The organism is Saccharospirillum salsuginis (assembly GCF_014651855.1).
GTDB lineage: Bacteria > Pseudomonadota > Gammaproteobacteria > Pseudomonadales > Natronospirillaceae > Saccharospirillum > Saccharospirillum salsuginis.
Map to the genome: position 1 here is coordinate 484,668 of NZ_BMXR01000001.1, position 19,199 is coordinate 503,866.

The window sequence follows — 19,199 nt, forward strand, 5'->3', positions numbered from 1 at the left end:
GAGGCTCCCTTGGGAGAACTCGGCTCACTGAGGCATGTGGATCGATCCATAAAATGACAAATAACCAGGGTCGGTCTTCACTAATAAAAAGACACACAACTACCCACTAGACCAATATGGGAGTCACCATGCCACTCAACATCGCAGTGCCCAGGGACAGACTACCGGGCGAAACCCGGGTCCCGGTAACGCCGGATACGGCGAAGAAACTGATCGATCTGGGCTTTACCGTCACCCTGGAATCGGGTGCCGGCGACGCCGCCCAGTTCGCGGACGACCTGTACCGCGACGCCGGCGTCACCATTGAAACCGACGTCGCCAAGCTGTACCGCGAATCGGATGTCCTGCTCAAGATCAATGGCCCGCAAAGCGAACACGATGCGCTCAGCGGCTCGGAAATGGACGCCCTGGACAAGGGCAAGACCTGGATATCCTTTCTCGGACCGGGCCAGAATCCGGACCTGCTGGAGCAGTTCAAGCAAAAAGGCGTCACCGCCTGCTCGCTGGATGCCATTCCCCGCATTTCACGCGCCCAGAAAATGGACGTGCTCAGTTCCATGGCCAACATCGCCGGCTACCGTTCCGTCATCGAGGCGGCCAACCAGTTCGGGCGTTTTTTCACCGGCCAGATCACGGCCGCCGGCAAGATCCCGCCCGCGAAGGTGATGGTCATCGGTGCCGGCGTTGCCGGCCTCGCGGCCATCGGCGCGGCCAAGAGCCTCGGCGCCGTGGTACGTGCCTTCGATACCCGCCTGGAAGTGAAGGAACAGGTGGAATCCATGGGCGGTGAATTTTTGACCGTCGAAATGGAAGAAGAAGGCTCGGGCAGTGGCGGTTACGCCAAGGAAATGTCGAAGGAATTCATCGAAGCCGAAATGGCCCTGTTCATGGAACAGGCGAAAGACGTGGACATCATCATCACCACGGCGTTGATTCCGGGCAAACCCGCGCCCAAGCTGATCACCGAAGAGATGGTCAAGGCCATGCAACCCGGCGGTGTCGTGGTCGACCTGGCCGCGCCCAACGGCGGCAACTGCGAATGCACGGTGAAAGACGAGATCGTCGAGCGCCACGGCGTCAAGATCATCGGCTTCACCAATCTGGCTGCCCGCGCCGCCACTCAGGCCAGCCAACTGCTCGCCAATAACCTGTTGCGCTTGATCGAACACCTCTGCCCGGAGAAGAACGGTGAACTGGTGTTCGACCTCGACGATGAGATCACCCGGGGTTGCACCGTGGTGCACCAGGGCGACGTGCTCTGGCCGCCACCGCCGCCGAAGATCTCGGCCGCGCCGAAACCCAAGGCGGAACCCAAGGCCGAGCAATCCGAAGCGCCCAAGGCCGCCAAACGCGCCCAACCGATCGCCCTCTATTGGCTGATCGCCGGCGCCGCCCTGCTGGGTCTGGGCTCGGTGGCTCCGCCGGATTTCGTCAGCCACTTCACCGTTTTCGTGTTGGCCGTCTTCGTCGGCTGGCAGGTGATCTGGAACGTCAGTCACTCCCTGCACACGCCATTGATGAGTGTCACCAACGCCATTTCCAGCATCATCATCATCGGTTCGTTGCTGCAGGTCAGCGGCAGCGGTTCGACGGTGGTGACGATCCTCGCCGGCATCGGCATTCTGGTGACCAGCATTAACATCGCCGGCGGTTTCTACGTGACCCGCCGCATGCTGAACATGTTCCGCAAGGAGGGCCAATAATGAGCACCATGTTGTCCATGGCCTACTTGTTGGCCGGTGTATTCTTCATTTTATCGCTGGGTGGCTTGAGCTCCCAGGAAAAAGCACGACGCGGTAATGTCTACGGCATCGCAGGGATGATCATCGCCATTGTGGCGACCGTCGCCTCCGCCGCCGTCGAGGCCTATACCCTGCTTATCTCGGCGATGGTCGTCGGCGCCGTGATCGGCCTGTGGCTCGCCCATCGGGTCGAGATGACCGCCATGCCACAGCTGGTGGCTATGCTGCACAGCTTCGTCGGCCTGGCAGCCGTGATGATCGGCTGGGGGGCTTATCTGGACCCGCGCAATCACCTGGAAGGCGCCGAGAAGATCATCCACAACACCGAGATTTATCTGGGCATCTTCATCGGGGCGGTGACCCTGACCGGTTCCTGGGTCGCCTACGGCAAGCTGCAGGGCGTGATTTCCAGTAAGCCGCTGACGCTGCCGTTCCGAAACGGTCTGAACGCTCTGGCGATTCTGGTTTCCCTGGCCATGCTGGTGATGTTCGCACCCGGTGACCATAGCGCCAGCGACCTGACCATGCTGACTATCATGACCGTCATCGCCCTGCTTCTCGGCGGCCACCTGGTCGCCGCCATCGGCGGCGCCGACATGCCGGTGGTGATCTCCATGCTGAACAGCTACTCCGGCTGGGCCGCGGCGGCAACCGGTTTCATGCTGGGCAACGACTTGCTGATCATCACCGGCGCCCTGGTGGGCTCCTCCGGTGCCATCCTCAGCTACATCATGTGCCGGGCGATGAACCGATCCTTCATCAGCGTGATCCTCGGCGGCTTCGGGGCGGAATCCGCCACCGCCGACGACGAGGAATACGGCGAGGCCACCAGTGCCAGCCATGATGACGTGGCGCAATGGCTGAAGGACGCCGACAACATCATCATCGCGCCCGGTTTCGGCATGGCCGTCGCCCACGCCCAACAGGCCGTGGCCGAAATGACCGACAAATTGCGCAAGGCCGGCAAGAACGTCCGCTTCGCCATCCACCCGGTCGCCGGTCGCCTGCCCGGTCACATGAACGTCCTGTTGGCCGAAGCCAACGTGCCGTACGACATCGTGCTGGAAATGGACGAGATCAACGACGACTTCCCGGACACCGATGTCGTTCTGGTCATTGGCGCCAACGACATCGTCAACCCGGACGCCAAGGAAAAGCCCGGCTCGCCGATCGCCGGCATGCCGGTCCTGGAAGTCTGGGAGGCCAAACAGGTCGTCATCCTCAAACGCTCCATGGCCACCGGCTACGCCGGCGTCGCCAACCCGCTGTTCTTCCGCGATAACAGCGCCATGTTGTTCGGGGATGCGAAAGAAAGCGTTCAGCAACTGGTGTCCAAAGTGTGACATTTCGGTGAATCAATGATTCGGATCAAGGGCCGCGTTCGCGGCCCTTTTTTATTTCAGAGGTTGCGGTAAGGGCCCTCCAACTCTCTGTGATAAACTCCTCACAAATGATCTTCTGACAATCAACACTATGGATTTCCTGCTGATCGGCTTCGCCTTTCTCTGTGGCCTGGTCATCAAACTGGTGGGCTTCCCACCCCTGCTCGGTTATTTGCTGGCCGGCTTTCTGCTCCACTTCCTGGGCGTGACGCCCGACGACAGTTTGACGACCCTGGCCGATCTCGGCATCACCTTGATGCTGTTCACCGTGGGTCTGAAACTGAACATACGCGACCTGGCCAAACGGGAAGTCTGGGCGGGCAGCATGTCTCACATGGGCATCTGGACGCCGGTGCTGATCGCCGTATTGTCGGTGATCGCCGTGCCCTTCGCCCTGGGGCTGGATCCGGCCTCCACCGCCCTGCTCGCCTTCGCGCTCAGCTTCAGCAGTACCGTCTGCATCGTGAAACTGCTCGAAGAAAGCGGTGAAATGCGCACCCGGCACGGCAAACTCGCCATCGGGGTTCTGGTGATGCAGGACATCATCGCCGTGCTGTTTCTGGCACTGGCGACCGGCAAGGTGCCGAGTCTGTGGGCGGTCGGTTTGCTGGCGCTGCCGCTGATCCGACCCGTGCTGGATGTCATTCTCGCCAAGGCCGGACACGGTGAACTGCTGCCACTGGCCGGATTCTTTCTGGCACTGGGTGGTTACGAACTGTTCGATCTGGTTCACATCAAGGGAGACCTGGGTGCGCTGGTGATCGGCATTCTGCTCAGCTCCAGCAAAAAGGCGACCGAGTTGTCCAAGGCCCTGCTCAGCTTCAAGGACATCTTCCTGATCGGCTTTTTCCTCTCCATCGGTTTCACTGCCCTGCCCACCTGGAACATGGTCGGCATCGCGCTGGCGCTGACGGTGTTGTTACCCGTGAAATTCCTGTTGTTCTACAGCCTCTTCCTCGCCATGAAGTTGCGCGGTCGCACCGCCTATCTGAGCGCCCTGGCCCTGGCCAATTACAGCGAGTTCGGTTTGATCGTCGCGGCGCTGAGCGTCGACGCAGGCTGGCTGGCCGCCGAATGGCTGGTGATCCTGGCGCTGTCCGTATCCTTCTCCTTCATCGTGACCAGCGTGCTCTACCGAAACGCTCACGCCGTCTACAGCCGCTACAAAACCAGCCTGACCCGGTTCGAACGGCCCGAACGACTGTCCGAGGATATTCTGGAGCAACCCAGGGACGCCGAAATCCTGGTGGTGGGGCTCGGTCGTGTCGGCAAGGGGGCCTACGTGGCCCTGTACAATCTGGTGGGTCATCGGGTCTGGGGGATGGACGCCGACCCGGTTCGCATCGATCGGATGACCGAACACGGCTACAAAGCCTTCGTCGGCGACGGCGAAGACGCCGATTTATGGGAGAACCTCGTCCTGTCGACGGTCAAACTGGTGCTGCTCGCGCTGCCGTCCATCGAAGACATCAGCCACATTACCACGCAATTGAAACACGCCGGGTACTCGGGTCAGATCGCCGCCATCGCCCGGTACGAAGACGAACGACAGGCGCTGATCGGTCGCGGCATCGACAAAGTCTTCAACTTCTTCACCGAAGCCGGTACCGGCTTCGCCGAGGAAAGCTTGCAAATGATCGACCGGGCGGCGCGTTAAGCGCCGCCTTCACCGGCCTGTTTGGAAATACCCATTTTCTTGGTCAACAGACGGGACACCCGCATCCGGCCCTCGGCGTCCACCATCAACGCCTTGGGGGTTAAACTGTCCAATTCCGCATTCGGCGTCGAAAGCCACGCCTGGGCTGCATCGACACTGCCCAGCACCTTGCAGGCATGAAGCACCAGCTTGGAAATATCGTCCACCATGCCCTGGGCCGGTGGTTCCTCCGCCAATTCCATACTGACCAGCTGGGCCTTCGGAAACGCCTGCTGCACCTGCGCCTTCGCATATTCCAGCACATCCATCACGCTCGCCCCCTCGCGACTGAAATGAATGGTGAATTCACCGGCCGGGTTAAAGCCGAGTCGTTCGACGGTGAAGTCCGCGCCCGGAATCTCGTTCGCCACGGAATGGGCGTCCATCCCGGACGCCTCGGGCAGGCTGAAGGTCAAGGTGAAGTGGTGCAGCATAGGGCCTGTCGTCATTCGGTTTTGAGCAAGGATAACGAAGTTGGTTTACAAAAGGAAAACCGGGTTCGAATTAATAATGACACAGAAGGCCAGGTCCGGGTGGGGGTATGGTCATTTGGGGATGTCCGAGTCATGGATGACGAGGCCAAGCTCCCATGGACGGGTTCACAGCGGTCCCCAAATGACCATACCCCCACCTGGACCGGGTTACAGCCACCACACCGGGATTTCCCCAAATTCGACCATCACTGATAAACTCCCCGACACGACATAACAACAGGATCTGCTCGATGCCCAACCTGACCCCCACCAGCGAGGTTGTCATCAGTGGTGCCGGCCTCTGGAACCCGGACCACGTACTCACCAACGAAGAACTGGTCGACGTCCTCAACCGCTACGCCGACCAATACAACACCGAACACCAGGCCGAGATCGACGCGGGCGAACTCGAACCGGTCGCCAAATCCGACCCCGACTTTATCGCCAAAGCCAGCGGCATCCGCCAGCGCTATGTCTACGTCAAGGATGGCATTCTGGACGTCGACCGCATGCGTCCGCGTATCCCCGAGCGTGCCGACGACGAGCTCAGCCACCAGGCCGAAATGGCCCTGAATGCCGCTCGCAAAGCCCTGGCCGCCGCCAACAAGACCGGGCAGGACATCGACGCCGTCATCGTCAGCTGCGCCTACACCCAACGCGCCTACCCGGCCATCGCCATCGAGGTTCAGGCTCAGCTCGGCATCGACGGCTTCGGTTTCGACATGCTCGTCGCCTGCTCCGCCGCCACCTTCGCCCTGCACCGCGCCAACGAAATGGTTCGCTCCGGCACGGCCCGCGCCGTACTGGTCATCAACCCGGAACTGACCTCGCCCCAGGTCAACTACCGCGACCGGGACAGCCACTTCATCTTCGGCGACGTCGCCACCGCCATGGTGGTCGAGCGCGGTGACCAGGCGAACGCCGAACACGTTTACGACATTCTGGGCACCCAGGCCAAGACGGTCTATTCGAACAACATCCGTTCCAACTTCGGCTATGTGTCGCACGCCTTCGAATCCGATCCGTTCGCGCCGGACAAGCTGTTTCATCAGGAAGGTCGCAAGGTGTTCAAGGAAGTCTGCCCCATGGCCGCGCAGCACCTGGCCGAACAGGTCGAAACCGTCGGTGTGGACGTGAAAGACATCCGCCGCTGGTGGTTGCACCAGGCCAACATCAACATGAACCAGTTGATCACCAAACGGTTGCTCGGTCATGAAGCCAGCCAGGACGAGGCGCCGATCGTGCTCGACCAATACGCCAATACGGCGTCGGCCGGCTCCATCATCGCCTTCAATCTGTACCACAAAGATCTGGGTTCGGGTGACCTGGGCGTCATTTGTTCTTTCGGCGCCGGCTACTCCATTGGCAGTCTGGTCCTGCGCAAGCGTTGATCTCTGTCCCGCATGCCGGGGGTCGTTGAATTGACGGCCCCTGGTCGCCCTAGCCCCCATTGCCGTTCGGAGGGTGTCCGTAACGTTTCTTGAGTTCCGGCAAGCGATCACTGCGGCTGATCAACACCACCTCGTCGTCCTGCTCCAACCGGTCGGTCTCGTCCGGCAAAACCAACTTGCTGTCCCGATAGATACAGATGAAGCCGACGCCCTTGGGCAGGGCGAACTCTTCCAGTGGGCCGGCTTGCGAATCGGTAACGATAAACGAGTAGACCCGGGCATCGGCATGGATGAGTGAGGACATTTCCAGACTCTGCTCCCCCTTCATCAGATTGGCCAAATGGCGTGCCACAGCCCGGTTAGGCGCCACGGTATCCTCCAATCCCAACTCGGTGGCGATGCGTTCGAACACATCCTCGGTGACCAGGGGAATCACGCGCCTGAACTTCAGGGAACGCGCCACCAGGGCTACGATGATGTTGGTCTGTTCGTTGTCGAGCAACGAAAACAACGCGTCAGTGTTGTGAGGGTCCGCCTGCTCGAGCACATCGGGCGCGCCACCGTCGCCGTGCAGGAAACCACACGCCAGCTGTTCGGATAACACATCGATCCGTTCCATGTCCCGTTCGATCAGAACGACTTCGAACCCCTCGTCGAGCAACATACGGGCCGTGGCCAGTGTCAGAGCATTACTGCCAATCAATACGAATCTCATCGTTCAACATGCCTCCCGTCGAACCAGCTCCTGGGGTATAACAGAACCAGCAAGGCGATGATTTCCAGTCGTCCGAGCAGCATATCAACACACAGCAGGACTTTCAGGCCGGCGTCCAGATCCGGTCGTGTCACGCCGGACGACAGGCCCACCGTGCCCACCGCCGATACAACTTCGAACAGGGAATCCATCGCGGGCTCACCGGCGAGCAGAAACAACCACCAGGACAACAGAGTCACGGCGAACCACAAACCGGCCAGCACCAGAACATTTTCGATGTCATCAGCCTCGATGCGCAGCCCTCCGAGTCGAGGGGACAGCACCGCCCGCGATGGTGCGTTGATACGCTGCACGATCAATTGCACCAGACGTGCCACGATCAATATCCGGATCAACTTGAAACCGCCGGCCGTGGAACCGGCGCTTCCCCCCATCAGCATGGCCAGGATCACCAACAGGCGGGAGGCCGGCTCCTGATCGGAGAGATCCGCACTGCTGAACCCGGCGGTCGATTGCGCCGATATGGCCAGCAACACCGACTGGTCGATATCCCCCAACCCGAGCGACGACCGGGATACCCAATGGGTCAAAACCAGCCCCAGACTGATGACCAGGACCGCCCCGAGCAACATCCGGGACTCGTTGTCGAGCAGCACGGTCGGTTTTCGCCGCGTCACCGCCAGATAATACAGCGGCAGACTGACGGCACCGGCCAGCGATACCAGAGACACCGCCCAGCGGGCCGCCTGGGGCATGGCCGCCAGGCTGGCGTCAAAACTGGAAAACCCGCCGGTGGATACGGCCGCCAGAGCATGAACGACCGCTGTGAACGGATCGGTGCCGGCCACCAGGATCAATCCGAAGGCGAACAGGCTGAAGCCCAGATAGACCCAAACGACCCGCCGGGCATAGGTGCGCGCCGTTGTGCTCTGTCCTTCTTCGCCCGCCGTCGAGAGTAATTGCTTGCTGACGACCCGGTGGCCCATCAGCATACCGACCGCCAGGACAGCAATGCCGAGGCCGCCGTACCATTGCATCCAGGCGCGGCCGAACAAGAACGCCGCCGACCGATCCTCCACCGAGGCCAGTGTGCTCAGCCCCGTCGTCGTCATACCGGACACCGCCTCGAACCAGGCGTCGAGCCAGGGCACACCATCGGCCATCAGCGGGTAACTCATGACCGCCGGGGCAATCAGAAAGACCAGGGCTGTAATGCTTAGGGCTTCGTTGCGTTCGATGCGATGCGGTTCGGGCAGGCGCGCCAGGGGGAGCGAAACCAGGAGCAGGGCGACAATCACGGCCAGGTATCGCAGTGCCACGCCCCATTCACCGGTGGCCAGAGCCACAAGGGCCGGAACGATGGACAGCACGGCGAGCAATGCCAGCAACTGCCCCAGATATTTGAACACCACCCGCACACGAACCGGGCGCATCAAGGCGAGCGCGGATGTATCCGGCACCGATTATCCCTCCGGTTCAGCCCTGCCATGGCCGCCGATGAAACGGCGGCCATGACGGGGATCAGTACAACAGGGTGAACAGCTGGCGTTGGAACCTGGCGGCGATGGGGTCGCCCTTGCCGAGGCTGTTGATGACGTCCAGAAAGGTCTTCTTGGCTTCGCCGTCGCGGAAGTTCCTGTCCTTGCGCAGGATGCCGACCAGGGTTTCCAGCGCTTCCTCATATCGGTTCACCTGACTGTATTGCAGCGCCAGTTCAAAAGCCGTTTCGAGGTTGTCCGGGTCGCTCTCGAGCTTGGCCTGCAGTTCCTGGATTTCCGGCGTCTCGGCCGCCTGACTGACCAGTTGCAACCGTGAGCGCAGTTCCTTGTACTCCGGTTCGGTCTGCTGGGTCATGGTCATGTTGTCCAGAATCGCCTCCGCCTCGGTGGCGCGGTTCATGCTGATGTAGAGATCGGCCAGCATGAACGCGATCTGGGTGTCCTCATGGCTCAGCTTATAGGCTTCGCGCATCAGTGGCAGGGCGCCTTCAAGGTCGCCATCGGCCTTGAGCGCGATGGCTTCCTGCATCAAAGCGTCCCAGGGTTTGGGAAGGTACTTTTCCAGCCGCTCGCGAATGGCGCTTTCCGGTTCGGCGCCCATAAAGGCATCCACCGGCTGTCCGTTCTGGATAAAAGCCACGGTGGGCAGGCTGCGCACACCGAACTGGGCGACGATGTTCTGCTGTTCGTCAGCGTTGACCTTGGCGAGCAGAAGCTGATCCGGGTACTCGGCCGCCAGCTTCTCCAGAACCGGCATCAGCGCCTTGCAGGGCGCGCACCAGTCAGCCCAGAAATCCATGACAACCAGGCGTGTCCGGGATTCCTCCACCATCACCTGCTGAAAATTCTGCTCCGTTACAGTAATAACGTTGGCGGCTTGCTGGGTCATATTCACCTCGTGTTCGGTCCGCGGGCCGGTCGATCCCCGGCGTAAGAATGCATCTGCCCCCATTATTGGGCCTTTCGCGCATTTCGCAACGCCTGACAGAGCCGCCCGGCCCCGCTACAATCGGCCCCTTCATGAATCAACCAGGAATCGAAGATGAAGCGTGGTGTCCTAGTGGCCCTGTCCGTAGGCATCGTGGCCGCTCTGGCCAGTGCCGGTCTGTGGTTTTACCCTACCGCCTCGGCCGACGAGAATCCGTCCAACATCGCAGTCAGCGATTTCGAGACCCGGAACTTTCAGACCTACCAGCTCGACAACGGGCTCAAGGTGCTGCTGGTGTCCGACCCGGAAAGCGAAAAGGCGGCGGCGGCCCTGAATGTGTCTGTCGGCTCCTGGAGCAACCCGGAGGACATTCCGGGGTTGGCGCATTTCCTGGAGCACATGCTCTTCCTGGGAACCGAGAAGTACCCGGAAGTGGACGGCTACCACCGGTTTATCGAGCAAAACGGGGGCAGCGACAACGCCTATACCGCGGACGAAAACACCCTGTATTACTTCGATATCGACGCCCAGCAACTGGAACCGGCGCTGGACCGTTTCGCCCAGTTCTTCATCGCGCCGCTGTTCAACCCGGACTATGTCGAGCGGGAGATCAACGCCGTCCATTCCGAATTCACCGCCAGTTTGCAGAACGACAGCCGCCGCCTCGAAGACGCGGTGCGTGAGGTGGTGCGTCCCGATCACCCGGCCTCGCGCCTGGCCATCGGCAACCGGGAGACGCTGCAGCACCCGAACCTGCGGGACCGCCTGATCGAGTTCTATCGCCAACATTATGTGGCGGACCGACTCAGCCTGGCCGTCTATGGCCCCCAGGATATCGAGACGCTGAAATCCTGGGTGAACGACCGCTTCAACGGTGTACGCTCGGTCGAATCCACAAGCCCGGTCTACGATCAGTCGCTGTTCGAGACCACTCAGTTGCCCATGCTGATGGAAGTCGAACCGCGCCGCGAGACGCGCCAATTGTCATTTCGCTTTCCGGTGCCGGGTACACTGGACCTGCGCCAGTCCAAACCGCATGCCTACATCGCCCATCTGCTCGGCCATCAGTCCTCCGGCAGCCTGATTTCGGCGCTCAAGGAACGCGGCTGGGCCGATGCCCTGCACACCCGCAGCGGCGGCCTGACGGCCAGCACGCACAGTTTCGAGGTCAACATCCAACTGACCCCGGAAGGCCTGGCGAACTGGCAGGCGGTGGCGACCCTGATGTTCGACTACCTCGATCGCATCGAATCCAAGGGGCTGGAACCCTGGCGCTATGAAGAGCTGCGCACCATCAACACCATCAACTTCCGTTTCGCCGAACAGGTCGCGCCGGTTACCACCGTGCAGCGGCTGGCTGAACGGTTGGCGGTGTACGACGCGCCCAACGTGCTGCGTGGGCCGTATATGCTGGAGAACTTCGACCCCGAAACGGTCCGCCAGTGGCTGGGGCACCTGCGTCCGGACAACGCCCTGGTCACCCTGATGCATCCGGAGGCCACCACCGAGACGCAAAGCCAGTGGTACGAGACGCCCTACAGCCTGACGCCGCTGTCGGGCAATCAGGTCGCCGAATGGCGCACGCCCGAACCCAGCGACGATCTGTCGTTGCCGGCGTCCAACCCGTTCATCCCCAAGGACCTGTCGGTGTTGCCGATGGCGACACCCACCAGCGACCTGTACAACAACCTGCCGCAGAAAATCGAAATTCAGCCGGGTTTCACGCTCTGGTATGAACAGGATGATTCCTTCCGGACACCCAAGCTGGACCTGACCCTGCTGGCCGAGACCCCGGTCATCGCCGACACCGCCCAGGCCGAGATCCAGACCCGTCTGTATCTGGACCTGGTCGACGATGCCCTCAGTGAGATCCGCTACCAGGCCGGTCTCGCCGGTTCCGGCTATGGGCTCTCCCAGACCGACCGGGGCCTGCAACTGCGACTCTATGGCTACAGCGATCGCCTGCCGGTCCTGCTCGACACCCTGCTGGTGGAACTGACCGAACACCAGATCGACCCGGAACGGTTTACCCTGTTGAAATCGGACCTGGAACGCCGGCTGCGCAATACCCGCGAGGATCCGGTGCTGAACCAGATGTTCCGACGTCTCGGCGAATTCCTGGTCCGTAGCTCCCACACGCCGGATGAAATGCTGGCGGCACTGGAAAACGTCACACCGGAAAGCCTGATCGAATTGCGCGATCGTTGGGTGGAGCAATTGCGCCTGACCATGTTGGTTCACGGCAATATCACCGAGTCCAACGCCCGCGAACTGGGCAGCCGGGCCCGCACCATGCTCCCGCCCAGCGCGGATGCGCCAAGCGTGCGACCATCGGTCGCCTCCCTGCCGGAGCGCCGCTACCGTCACGAAATGCAGATCGACCACAACGACGCCGCCCTGCTCGGCTACTATCAGGGTGAAAACAGCGGCCTGCGCGAACGCGCCCTCTACCGGCTGATGGCCCAGTTGATCAATGCGCCCTACTTCGCCGAATTGCGCACCGAGCTGCAACTCGGCTACATCGTCTTCGCCCGGGACTATGAGGTGAAAGACCTGCCCGGCCTGATCCTCTATGTGCAATCCCCGTCCACCGACCCGGCCCTGTTGCAACTGTACAGCGACCGCTTCCTGGACCAGTTCCTGCAGCGGCTGCAAAGCATGGACCAGGACACGTTCGAGCAATACAAACAGGGGCTGATCAACGAACTGACCCAGCAGGAAGACAACCTGTATCAGCTCAGCCGGCGGTATTGGCAAGCCATACTGGACGGTAACCCGCACTTCAATACCCGCATCCGCCTGGCCCAGGCCGTGAAGACCATCAGCCTGGACGGCCTGACACGCGCTTACGAGACCCAGGTGCTCGACACCGAAGCCAAACGGCTGATGATGCACCAGGTCGGACGGGAAATGAGTGAGGACTACGCCGAACACGGCAGTGGCCTGGTCGGCTTTTACCCGGCCGACGATCCCGCCGTTGTCCACGAGGAATCAAGCTGGATCGTCCCGACCTTCAACAACCTTTGAAGAGAGAAACCGATACTCAATAACCCGCCTCGGATACCGGGGCGGGTTACAGGACGGCAGGAACCGGCTTATTCCTCCAACTGGGCCGACGTCAGGTCACTGTCCCCCTGACCACCTACATGACGTGGCAAAACGATCACCACCTCGGTGCCGTCCCCGGTATCGTTCAGCTCCAGCGACCCTTGCAGCATCTGCGCCAGACGGCGGGCGACGACAAACGTCAGGCCCGGCCCCACATCCTTGCCGCGATCCGGAATACTGGTGTAATCGGTCAGCGCCGTCGCCAGTTGATCCGTTCCCAGGCGCCGCCCCTTGGCCGAGATGCTCAACTGCAGCGCTTCACCGCGATGGGCATCGATGTAGGCGATCAGATGCACCACGACCCGGGTGTCCTCATTCATGCGGATCAATGCCTGCACCACCCGGGTCAACAGGTTGTGCAGCCAATCCACATCCGACACCAGGGGCAACTGGTCCTCCTGATGCTCCAGCTTCACCTTGACCTTGCGCGAGCGTCCATAGCGGCTCCACTCATCGACAAACCCCTCGATCACCGACAGAAAGTCCAGATTGTCGTGGCGCGGCAACTGCGATTTCAATTCCAGCTTCGCCAACGCCTTCAAATCGTCCGCGTAGCGCTGCATCAACTCCGCCTTCTCCTGAATGCGGGTCATCACATCCGCCTGATTCGACTTCGTCAGCGACATCACCTCCGCCATCGCCGTATTCAGCGCCGTCGCCATCTTCTCCAGCGCCAGATCCTTCTCCTGCGCCGAGGTCAACACCAGGCGGCGCAACTCCGCCCCCTGCTTGCCCTCATACTCATACCGCTCAATCTTCAGATGGCTCTCCTGCAACGACCGCTTTACCCGGCTCGTCTCCCGAAACGCCTCGTTCGCCCGCTGCTGAGCCCGATTCAGCGCCAACACCGACACCACACCGGCCACCCCGACCAACACGATCAAGGTTGCCAAATCCCGAACCGGCAACGCCTCCCGGCCGACTACTACAATGCCCGCCAGACTGGCCAGCCACAGAATCAACGAGACCACCAACAACGTGGCCAGATGGGAACTTTTGATCACTCGGATCTCCTCGGGTTGAGTCATCGAACGGTTAACGACAGTTTGCATTAAAGTTGGGAATTATTTAACTGGGTTCGGGGGTTGGTTGGTTTGTTGGATTACGCGCTTCGCGCTACCGGAGCGCCGGACCGATCCAACCTACCAAGTGAGGTTACGTAGGGTGGGCACGGCCCACCAATGGTTTAACCGCAATGGCCGATGAGTTTCGTAGGGTGGGCACCGCCCACCAATGATTAGACCGGACGAGCGACGAGTGGCAAAGGTTCATTTTTCGGTGGTTGAATATTCTTCCAGTGGTGGGCAGTGCCCACCCTACGAAACGCCGAGGTTGAGCGACCACCGAGGTTAGCGTCGGGTGGCGGGGTAGGTCCAGCCGGGGATGTGCGCAGCAGGGATGCTGTGGCTGAGCTACCACCGAGGTTAGCGTCGGGTGGCCGGGTAGGTCCAGCCAGGGATGTGCGCAGCATGGATGCTGCGGTTGAGCTACCACCGAAGTAAGCGTCTGGAGGCGGGGTAGGTCCAGCCGGGGATGTGCGCAGCATGGATGCTGCGGTCAAGCCTCCATGGAGGGATTCACGGCGACCCCGGATGGGCCTACCCCGCCACCTGACGCGGACCATTGGCACTCACACACAAAGCCACCATATTGTATTTCCCCGATGAACCTCATACACTTGACCAAAAGCTGACCACTTGGACAACAAAACAATGAACGCGCTACACGCTTCGGCCAAGCAGGCCCTCAGCCTGATGGACCTCACCAGTCTGAACGACACCGACACGGACGACATCATCACCGCCCTGTGCCAACAGGCCAACACCCCGGCCGGCCACCCGGCAGCGGTCTGTGTCTACCCCGCGTTCATCGCCACTGCCCGCAAGGCCCTGGCTGCCGCCGGTCTGTCCGCGGTCCGCGTAGCCACCGTCACCAACTTCCCGGACGGCTCCACCGATATCGATCGCGCCGTTTCCGAGACACGCAGCGCCATCGCGGCCGGAGCCCACGAAGTGGACGTCGTGTTCCCCTATCGTGCCCTGATGGCCGGCGACAGCGACACCGGCCACCGTCTGGTAGCCGAAAGCAAAGCCGCCTGCGGCGACTCGGTGCAACTGAAAGTCATCATCGAAAGCGGCGAACTGGGCACACCCGAATTGATTCGCCAGGCCAGTGACATCGCCATCGCCGCCGGTGCCGACTTCATCAAGACCAGCACCGGCAAGGTCCCCGTCAACGCCACCCTGGACGCGGCCGAGATCATGCTGACCGCCATTCGCGACAGCGGCAAGGACGTCGGCTTCAAGGCCGCCGGCGGCATTCGCACCGCCGGTGACGCCCAGGCCTACCTGCAACTGGCCGAGCGTCTGATGGGCGCGGACTGGATCACACCGGCCCATTTCCGGTTCGGCGCCAGCAGCCTGTTGAACGACTTGCTGAAAACACTGGGCCACGCCTCTGGCGAGACCGGTCAGGGAGGTTACTGAGATGTATCTGCCACAGGAAATCATTCGTCGTAAACGCAACGGCGACGTACTGTCCGCCGAGGAAATCCGCTGGTTTGTCCAGGGCATCAAAGACGAGAGCATCAGCGAAGGCCAGGTCGGCGCCTTCGCCATGGCCGTGTTTTTCCAGGGCATGAACCTGGACGAACGCGTCGCCCTGACCACCGCCATGCGCGACTCCGGCGACGTGATGCACTGGCCGGACATGCCGGGCCCGGTACTCGATAAACACAGCACCGGCGGCGTCGGCGATGTCGTCAGTCTGATGCTCGGCCCCATGGTCGCCGCCTGCGGCGGCTACGTGCCGATGATCTCCGGACGCGGCCTGGGCCACACCGGCGGCACTCTGGACAAATTCGAAAGCATTCCGGGCTACAACACCTACCCGGACAACGCCCTGTTCGACAAGACCGTACGCGAAACCGGTGTCGCCATTATCGGCCAGACCGGCAATCTGGCCCCAGCCGACAAACGTTTCTATGGCATCCGCGACGTCACCGCGACCGTAGAAAGCATCGACCTGATCACAGCGTCCATCCTGTCCAAGAAACTGGCCGAGGGGCTCGACGCTCTGGTCATGGACGTCAAAGTCGGCAGCGGTGCCTTCATGCCGACACCGGAAAAGAGCCGCGCGCTGGCCGAAAGCATCGTCAAGGTCGCCAACGGCGCGGGCGTGACCACCACCGCCCTACTGACCGACATGAACCAGGTGCTGGCCCGCTCGGCCGGCAACGCCGTGGAAATGCGCGAGGCGGTGGCCTACCTCAAGGGCGATGAACGCGACCCGGTGCTGCACGAAGTGACGCTGGCCCTGTGCGCCGAAATGCTGGTTTCCGGCAAACTGGCCGACACCATCGATCAGGCGCGCGACAAGCTTCAAGCCTCGCTGGACTCCGGCGAAGCCCTTGAGCGCTTCGGCCAAATGGTCAGCGCCCTGGGCGGCCCGGCGGATTTCGCCGACAAGCCCGATGAATATTTACCGACCGCCCCCATGATGGAACCCATCAAGGCCGAGCGCGACGGCATCGTCCAGGCCATGCAGGTGCGCGACATCGGCCTGGCCGTGGTGGCCCTCGGCGGCGGCCGCACCCGGGCCGACCAGAAGATCGACCACGCCGTCGGCCTGACCGACCTGATCAAGCCCGGCACCCGGGTCAAAGCCGGCGACACCCTGGCAATGGCGCATGTACGAGACGACGACCAACTGACCGACGTGCGCGAACGACTGAACAAGGCCATCCCGATCGCGGATGGCGAAGCACCGGCACTGCAGCCGGTGTATGAACGCATTACCGATGATTGACCCTAAGCGGGACACTGGAGGAACCATGGGACGCGCCATCGTACTGGTATTGGATTCATTCGGCATCGGCGCCAGCGCGGATGCCGACCGCTTTGGCGATGTGGGCGCCAACACCCTGGGCCACATCGCCCAATGGTGTGCCGAGGGCAAGGCGGACAAGAACCGCCACGGCCCGCTGATGCTGCCCAACCTGACCCGGTTGGGCCTGGTCAACGCCGCTACCGAAAGCGCCGGCGGCGAGGTTCCGGCCGGCATGGAACCGCACCCGGCCCCGGAAGGCAGCTACGGCTATGCCCGCGAACTGTCCAGCGGCAAGGACACCCCGAGCGGCCACTGGGAGATCGCCGGCGTACCGGTGCTCTACGACTGGGGCTATTTCTCCGACCTGGACAATTCATTCCCGCAGACCCTGCTCGACGACCTGATCGAGCGCTGCGATCTGCCGGGCGTGCTCGGCAACTGCCACGCCTCCGGCACCGAAATCATCGCGCGCCTGGGTGAAGAGCACATGAAGACGGGCAAGCCGATCGTCTACACCTCGGCGGACAGCGTCTTCCAGATCGCCTGTCACGAAGAGACCTTCGGCCTGGACCGGCTTTACGAGCTCTGCGCCGTCGCGCGCGAACTGGTCGATGAATACAACATCGGCCGCGTCATCGCACGCCCTTTCATCGGCTCGAACGCCGACGACTTCAAGCGAACCGGCAACCGCAAGGACATCGCCGTACCGCCGCCGAGCCCGACCGTGCTGCAGAAGCTGGCCGAAGACGGTGGCGAAGTCATCTCCATCGGCAAGATCGCGGACATCTACGCCCAGGTCGGCATCACCCAGAAATACAAGGCCAACGGCCTGGAAGCCCTGTTCGACGCCACACTGGAACACACAGGCAAGGCGCCGGACCGCAGCATCGTCTTCACCAACTTCGTCGACTTCGATTCCTCCTACGGCCATCGCCGCGACGTCGCCGGTTATGCGGCCGCACTCGAGTTGTTCGACCGGCGGCTGCCGGAATTGCTGGAGGCAATGAAAGACGACGATGTTTTGGTCATGACCGCCGACCACGGTTGCGACCCGACCTGGAAAGGCACCGACCACACCCGGGAACACATTCCGGTACTGGTCTATGGCAAGAACATGAACGCCGTGAACCTGGGCGAACGGGAAACCTTCGCCGATATCGGTCAAACCCTGGCGGATTTCCTGGACGTGTCCGCGATGGACTACGGCACCAGCTTCCTGCCCGAGTTAAAAGCGGGCTAACCCAACCCCTTCACCTGTCATTGCTTCCTTACCGGGCTTCGCGCCCGGTTTTTTTTATGCAGGGATGTACAGTTTGGATGTTGGATTACGGCCTTCGGCCTAATCCAACCTACTAGACTGCCAAAGTATAAAAAACGTAGGTTGGTAGGACACCTACCGCGTAGGGTGGGCACCGCCCACCATGGACAAAGCGGTGCCTCGGCACGATCATGGTGGGCGGTGCCCACCCTACAAGGCTTATCTGCCAAGGTATAAAAAAACCGTAGGTCGGATTAGGGCGTGAGCCCGTAATCCGACACACCCAGTCAAGCCAAACGACGCTCCTCCTGAATCCAGGCCTGATCGAGGTATTCATTCACCGACCGGGCCGTCGCCACCTTATCTTCGATGTGGAAAAAATGATCGCACCCCGGCAGCAACTCCACCGACACATTATCGTGAAGAGCAGCCTGCTGCTTCATCCAGACCGGGTCGGTAAAGGTGTCGCTCTCGCCATCGAGCAACAGGGTCGGATGGCCGGTGAAGGCGGGCACCGTTTTCATCAGGAACAGGCGATGAGTATTCTCGCGGAACCGGTGATACACCTCCTCGGGTTGTCCGACCAGGGAGGTGAGCAACCGTTTGCGCAACAGTTCGCGCTTGGTCGGATGCGGAAGGGAGATCGCCAACTGGGCGAACAGTTCGGCGAACGGTTCGTGATGGCCGTGGTCGAGCAGGTTGAGGCTCAACCGCAAGCCCCGCTCGGTGGGTTGCGGGAACGGGCTGGTACCCGCCAGGATGATGCGGCGCACCTGCTCGCTACGGCGACGCGCGACTTCCAGCGCGAATATGCCGCCATAGCTGCAGCCGATCAGATCGAAGCGACCGATATCCAAATGATCCACCACCAGGCCGACGCTGTCGGAAATCGTCTTGCAATCCACACTGCGATCGACCACCGGTGTTTCTCCAAAGCCCGGCATTTCGATGATGATGACCTGGCGCTCGGCATAGATCTGCCGCAACGTGCGCTCAACATTCATGCAGGTCTGAAACGCGCCCCCCAGATACACCAGAGGCAGTGTTCCCGCCTGTCGGTCGCCCAGGGTTAAATAGCGGGCCTCAAGACCCGTGCCGGCCACAATAGTACGTACATTATCGATCATGGAACTCACCTTCCCGATACAGATGACACTGCGTTCCCTGAATCCCTAGAGG

At 61.4% G+C, this 19,199-nt stretch carries 14 protein-coding genes; 8 read left to right on the plus strand and 6 right to left on the minus strand.

Features of this window, described 5'->3' with window-relative positions:
- Positions 1-128: 128 nt before the first annotated feature.
- The 3 genes from IE111_RS02065 (at position 129) to IE111_RS02075 (ending at position 4,781) form a co-directional block, all read left to right on the plus strand.
- Complete coding sequence (locus tag IE111_RS02065) at positions 129-1,703, plus strand: Re/Si-specific NAD(P)(+) transhydrogenase subunit alpha (protein ID WP_189606820.1); 1,575 nt, start codon at positions 129-131, stop codon at positions 1,701-1,703.
- Positions 1,703-3,085 carry a Re/Si-specific NAD(P)(+) transhydrogenase subunit beta gene (gene pntB, locus IE111_RS02070; protein WP_229805136.1) on the plus strand — a complete coding sequence of 461 codons (1,383 nt, stop codon included), beginning with the start codon at positions 1,703-1,705 and terminating at the stop codon, positions 3,083-3,085. The genes IE111_RS02065 and pntB overlap by 1 nt, the downstream gene beginning before the upstream one ends.
- A gap of 130 nt (positions 3,086-3,215) precedes the next feature.
- Entirely contained in the window at positions 3,216-4,781 is a 1,566-nt protein-coding gene (locus tag IE111_RS02075; protein ID WP_189606821.1) for a cation:proton antiporter domain-containing protein, read from the plus strand.
- On the opposite strand, the gene IE111_RS02080 is transcribed toward IE111_RS02075, so the two are convergent.
- On the minus strand, positions 4,778-5,254 hold the full coding sequence (locus tag IE111_RS02080) for an MbcA/ParS/Xre antitoxin family protein (protein ID WP_189606822.1): 477 nt from the start codon (positions 5,252-5,254) through the stop codon (positions 4,778-4,780). The genes IE111_RS02075 and IE111_RS02080 overlap by 4 nt on opposite strands.
- 290 nt (positions 5,255-5,544) lie before the next feature.
- Here IE111_RS02080 and IE111_RS02085 point away from each other — a divergent pair, with 290 nt between their 5' ends.
- The gene (locus IE111_RS02085; RefSeq protein ID WP_189606823.1) at positions 5,545-6,684 is read left to right on the plus strand and encodes a beta-ketoacyl-ACP synthase III; all 1,140 of its coding nucleotides are present in this window, start codon (positions 5,545-5,547) and stop codon (positions 6,682-6,684) included.
- A 49-nt stretch (positions 6,685-6,733) separates the two neighbouring features.
- On the opposite strand, the gene IE111_RS02090 is transcribed toward IE111_RS02085, so the two are convergent.
- From IE111_RS02090 to trxA, 3 genes are all read right to left on the minus strand, one after another.
- Positions 6,734-7,399, minus strand: a complete 666-nt coding sequence (locus IE111_RS02090) for a potassium channel family protein (RefSeq protein ID WP_189606824.1) — start codon at positions 7,397-7,399, stop codon at positions 6,734-6,736.
- Positions 7,396-8,859 carry a TrkH family potassium uptake protein gene (locus tag IE111_RS02095; RefSeq protein ID WP_229805138.1) on the minus strand — a complete coding sequence of 488 codons (1,464 nt, stop codon included), beginning with the start codon at positions 8,857-8,859 and terminating at the stop codon, positions 7,396-7,398. Before IE111_RS02095 ends, IE111_RS02090 begins: the two co-directional genes overlap by 4 nt.
- Positions 8,860-8,920: 61 nt before the next feature.
- A complete protein-coding gene (trxA, locus tag IE111_RS02100; RefSeq protein WP_189606825.1) occupies positions 8,921-9,787 on the minus strand; it encodes a thioredoxin in 867 nt (288 codons plus the stop codon).
- A gap of 153 nt (positions 9,788-9,940) precedes the next feature.
- Between trxA and IE111_RS02105 the strand changes: the two genes are divergently transcribed.
- The gene (locus tag IE111_RS02105; protein WP_189606826.1) at positions 9,941-12,853 is read left to right on the plus strand and encodes an insulinase family protein; all 2,913 of its coding nucleotides are present in this window, start codon (positions 9,941-9,943) and stop codon (positions 12,851-12,853) included.
- 68 nt (positions 12,854-12,921) lie between these two features.
- On the opposite strand, the gene IE111_RS02110 is transcribed toward IE111_RS02105, so the two are convergent.
- Positions 12,922-13,938 (minus strand): sensor histidine kinase, encoded by a 1,017-nt coding sequence (locus IE111_RS02110; RefSeq protein WP_189606827.1) that lies wholly within the window; start codon positions 13,936-13,938, stop codon positions 12,922-12,924.
- 708 nt (positions 13,939-14,646) lie between these two features.
- Between IE111_RS02110 and deoC the strand changes: the two genes are divergently transcribed.
- The 3 genes from deoC to IE111_RS02125 are packed head-to-tail and all read left to right on the plus strand — an operon-like array spanning position 14,647 to position 18,002.
- Positions 14,647-15,420: a deoxyribose-phosphate aldolase gene (deoC, locus tag IE111_RS02115; protein WP_189606828.1), complete on the plus strand. Its 774-nt coding sequence runs from the start codon at positions 14,647-14,649 to the stop codon at positions 15,418-15,420.
- 1 nt (position 15,421) lies between these two features.
- Positions 15,422-16,741 (plus strand): thymidine phosphorylase, encoded by a 1,320-nt coding sequence (deoA, locus tag IE111_RS02120; RefSeq protein ID WP_189606829.1) that lies wholly within the window; start codon positions 15,422-15,424, stop codon positions 16,739-16,741.
- A 25-nt stretch (positions 16,742-16,766) separates the two neighbouring features.
- Positions 16,767-18,002: a phosphopentomutase gene (locus tag IE111_RS02125; protein ID WP_189606830.1), complete on the plus strand. Its 1,236-nt coding sequence runs from the start codon at positions 16,767-16,769 to the stop codon at positions 18,000-18,002.
- Between the two features lie 305 nt (positions 18,003-18,307).
- Here the strand turns inward: IE111_RS02125 and IE111_RS02130 are convergent, their stop codons facing one another.
- Positions 18,308-19,147 carry an alpha/beta fold hydrolase gene (locus IE111_RS02130; protein ID WP_189606831.1) on the minus strand — a complete coding sequence of 280 codons (840 nt, stop codon included), beginning with the start codon at positions 19,145-19,147 and terminating at the stop codon, positions 18,308-18,310.
- Positions 19,148-19,199: the final 52 nt, after the last annotated feature.

What these genes read in the sequence shown, in the direction of transcription:
- IE111_RS02125 (WP_189606830.1), top strand. Translation starts at nt 16,767, where the DNA reads ATGGGACGCGCCATCGTACTGGTATTGGATTCATTCGGCATCGGCGCC.
- IE111_RS02075 (WP_189606821.1), top strand. Translation starts at nt 3,216, where the DNA reads ATGGATTTCCTGCTGATCGGCTTCGCCTTTCTCTGTGGCCTGGTCATC.
- deoA (WP_189606829.1), top strand. Translation starts at nt 15,422, where the DNA reads ATGTATCTGCCACAGGAAATCATTCGTCGTAAACGCAACGGCGACGTA.
- trxA (WP_189606825.1), bottom strand. Translation starts at nt 9,787, where the DNA reads ATGACCCAGCAAGCCGCCAACGTTATTACTGTAACGGAGCAGAATTTT.
- IE111_RS02065 (WP_189606820.1), top strand. Translation starts at nt 129, where the DNA reads ATGCCACTCAACATCGCAGTGCCCAGGGACAGACTACCGGGCGAAACC.
- IE111_RS02130 (WP_189606831.1), bottom strand. Translation starts at nt 19,147, where the DNA reads ATGATCGATAATGTACGTACTATTGTGGCCGGCACGGGTCTTGAGGCC.
- IE111_RS02080 (WP_189606822.1), bottom strand. Translation starts at nt 5,254, where the DNA reads ATGCTGCACCACTTCACCTTGACCTTCAGCCTGCCCGAGGCGTCCGGG.
- pntB (WP_229805136.1), top strand. Translation starts at nt 1,703, where the DNA reads ATGAGCACCATGTTGTCCATGGCCTACTTGTTGGCCGGTGTATTCTTC.
- IE111_RS02090 (WP_189606824.1), bottom strand. Translation starts at nt 7,399, where the DNA reads ATGAGATTCGTATTGATTGGCAGTAATGCTCTGACACTGGCCACGGCC.
- deoC (WP_189606828.1), top strand. Translation starts at nt 14,647, where the DNA reads ATGAACGCGCTACACGCTTCGGCCAAGCAGGCCCTCAGCCTGATGGAC.
- IE111_RS02105 (WP_189606826.1), top strand. Translation starts at nt 9,941, where the DNA reads ATGAAGCGTGGTGTCCTAGTGGCCCTGTCCGTAGGCATCGTGGCCGCT.
- IE111_RS02085 (WP_189606823.1), top strand. Translation starts at nt 5,545, where the DNA reads ATGCCCAACCTGACCCCCACCAGCGAGGTTGTCATCAGTGGTGCCGGC.